3 protein-coding genes are annotated in these 2908 nt (G+C 35.1%); all 3 read right to left on the bottom strand.

Annotation, left to right across the window (positions count from 1 at the left end; translation table 11 throughout):
• Positions 1-1142: AMP-binding protein (locus Q0505_RS12550; protein WP_299213364.1), on the bottom strand; the 1142-nt coding region annotated here is incomplete at its 3' end.
• Positions 1143-2226: 1084 nt separating this feature from the next.
• On the bottom strand, positions 2227-2529 hold the full coding sequence (locus Q0505_RS12545) for a type II toxin-antitoxin system RelE/ParE family toxin (RefSeq protein ID WP_299213362.1): 303 nt from the start codon (positions 2527-2529) through the stop codon (positions 2227-2229).
• On the bottom strand, positions 2526-2768 hold the full coding sequence (locus Q0505_RS12540) for a type II toxin-antitoxin system ParD family antitoxin (RefSeq protein ID WP_223442046.1): 243 nt from the start codon (positions 2766-2768) through the stop codon (positions 2526-2528). Before Q0505_RS12540 ends, Q0505_RS12545 begins: the two co-directional genes overlap by 4 nt.
• Positions 2769-2908 lie beyond the last annotated feature (140 nt).

The raw sequence follows: 2908 nt of genomic DNA, 5'->3' as shown, positions 1-2908 counted from the left end.
GGTTCTAACTCCATAAAACCTTTTTTAGTCAACTCTTCATCATATAGATAGCCTCTTGCAAGCTTATTTCCCGCAAGGTGTAATTCACCAGATTCTCCATCAGCAACAGGTTTTAAATCACAATCTAAGATATATGCACGAGAGTTAGGTACGGATTTACCAATGGTCACCAATTCTGTATCTCGATAAATTTCAGCGATAGTCGAGTATACGGTGTCTTCGGTTGGTCCATAGGCATTAAGAACGCGTAACTTAGGGTTTTGTGCATGTACTTGTTGAACGAGTGAGCGTTTCAACGCTTCGCCTCCAAACACGAGACATTGTAATCCTGTAGGTAATTTTTCTTTCGTCAGTAATGCTTGCATTGCCGAAGCTACCATGACGCATGTTCTTACCTGATCTACTGCTGCGAGCTTAGTCAGCTCTAGTGCGTTTTTGGCAAGTATGATGGTACCGCCTAAAGATAAAGTACCCATAATTTCCATTACTGAAGTATCAAAGCAAACAGAGGCAGCAGCAAGTACGCCTGTTAACTCTTCATCACTGAATAGTTCGCGCATCGACTGACTCATGGCGACAATCCCTCTATGCTCTACTGCGACTCCTTTGGGTTGTCCTGTAGATCCTGAGGTGTAGATGATGTATGCTAAATCATTTGCGGAAGGATGGATCTCGTTATCTGAATGGTTGCCTAGCTTATTGATATGTATGAGTTCGTGTACGCCAGTGCATAGGTTGGCAGTATGCACCGTATCGACGATCGCTGCTACTGCTCGTGAATTCTCTAGCATATACCGAATCCGATCTTTTGGATATGCAGGATCTAAGGGCACATAGGCACATCCCGCTTGCATGACACCAAGAAGTGTAGCCAAGAGTTCCCAAGAACGATTCATACAGACTCCGACTAACGAGCCAAGTGTTACTCCACGATGTTTCAGCTCTCCAGCAACTTCATTTACTCGTTGCATAAGACGTTGATACTCAATTTCGGTCTCACCATCAACGATGGCTGTCTTTTTGGGATGTTTTTGCATTTGCTTGGCGATCTGTTCGCAAATGGTTGTTTCTGATATTTTATCCGTTTTTTGAGTAATTTCTTTCTCTTTTATCTTTTGCAAATCCTTAATTAATGTACCCATAGTATCCTTTCTTTTTTATAATTGATTCGTGTAATTTAAAAATCATATACATTGAGGAGCCATTGGTTTGTTTAGCTCTTCAATCAATTTTTGAAAAGTGATCCTCTAAAAGGATTACTTTTCATAGATGTATATAGGGATGACATTAGTGTGAAAAAAAACTAAAAAACATACTTCCCATTTATGTTTTATTAGTTTTTTTAAATGTTTGTGTAACTAGTATATAACATACGTTCGTTACATCTATAATAGATTTTTACTTACGTAATTTACTATAATTTTTTGAAATATAGTTAGGTAACTATTTGTTTATAAGGATTTTTATTAAAACAGAATATAGAGTTGGTATATAACCTGAATAGATAATTTGTTAGAGATGGGATTAGCAATGGAACACATATCAGCAATAGCTTGTCATCTGAAAAAATGTCCAAAATTTATTCATAGAAAGGTAAAGATAGCGGAAGGAATGGAGTTTTTGTCCAAATTTTTAAAATTGCTTTTTACTATCAGATAGTATAAAAATACCTTAATAAGATGAATAATGAGTCGTTATTATCAAGATTATAGAGGTGCGCAACAGTTACGGGTATTGTAAGTAGTTTATTTTTTCTTTCGTAAAGTTCGAATCAGGAAAAATATTCCCAAGCCTAATAAAATATAAATGAACAATTTACCAAATACATATCCTAGACGATAAGCTTTAGGTTTTCCAATATATTGATCTAAAGAATCTATCTTCTCAAGATTTAATGAATTAAAAAATGTGCTTTTTGTTTTGTTGGCTTGTAGGCTTCCCTAAAAAGGGGAAGGCTACAGATGCATCTGAGTGGGATGGCGTATAACCTGAAGAAGTATCTCAAATTCGCTCATAAAAAGGTAAAAAGTGGGGTAGGAAAGAGGCTTTTGTCTGGATTTTATAAAATCACTTTATATAAGGGTTTTTGCTTTGATCTAAACATTTTTAAAAACAGACATCCCTACGAGATGGTATAAAAAAAGCCTCGAGTGAGAGGCTCAGAATGAGTCGTTTTTATCAAAATTATGGACTTGTGCAACGGTTACTGGTGTTGTGTGCAGTTTTTTATTTCAGACGCTTTTTAATATCCATTCTCTGATGTAAAATTCTAACGATTTCGACAATTTCATTTTCGACTTTTCTGTAAAAAATCAGATGCGATTTGATTTTCGTTACTCGATAGTTTTTTCGAGTTTGTTCTGCGGATTTTCCAATCAGATAGTTATCCGCAATAAATTCAATCTCTCCGATCATTAAGTCGTAATATCTATCAGCTTGTTCTTTAGACCATTTGTAAAAAGTATAAACCCAAATATCATTTAAATCATCAATAGCTTGTTTACTTATTCGATATTTGTTTTTACTCATAAGTGTTGGCGATGTAATTCAGACAGGTTTTGTTTCGGGTCAAAATTTTCAACAAATCCGCTATTTTCTCCAACTTCGAGAGCTTTAATTAGTTCTCTTTCCTTTTTTTCTTCACGTTCTAACAAACGTAATGCTGAACGAATTACTTCGCTAACCGAACCATATCTACCAGAATTAACTTCTTCTCTGATAAAATCCTCAAAATGATTTCCGAGTGATATTGAAGTGTTTTTTCCCATTTTGGCTATAATTTTACTCAAATATACCAAATCTTGGTAACGTAGCCAAATTGCACACAACTGTAGTATATCTTAAGTTTAGATTTTATTAAAAGTAGGTAATTTTAATATGAATCAGAAAGAACAAAAGAGAGGAGCAA

The organism is uncultured Dokdonia sp. (assembly GCF_937910895.1).
Lineage (GTDB): Bacteria > Bacteroidota > Bacteroidia > Flavobacteriales > Flavobacteriaceae > Dokdonia.
Note: the sequence above shows the minus strand (reverse complement) of the source record. Positions and strands in the feature narration are given on the sequence as shown.

What these genes read in the sequence shown, in the direction of transcription:
- Q0505_RS12545 (WP_299213362.1), bottom strand. Translation starts at nt 2,529, where the DNA reads ATGAGTAAAAACAAATATCGAATAAGTAAACAAGCTATTGATGATTTA.
- Q0505_RS12540 (WP_223442046.1), bottom strand. Translation starts at nt 2,768, where the DNA reads ATGGGAAAAAACACTTCAATATCACTCGGAAATCATTTTGAGGATTTT.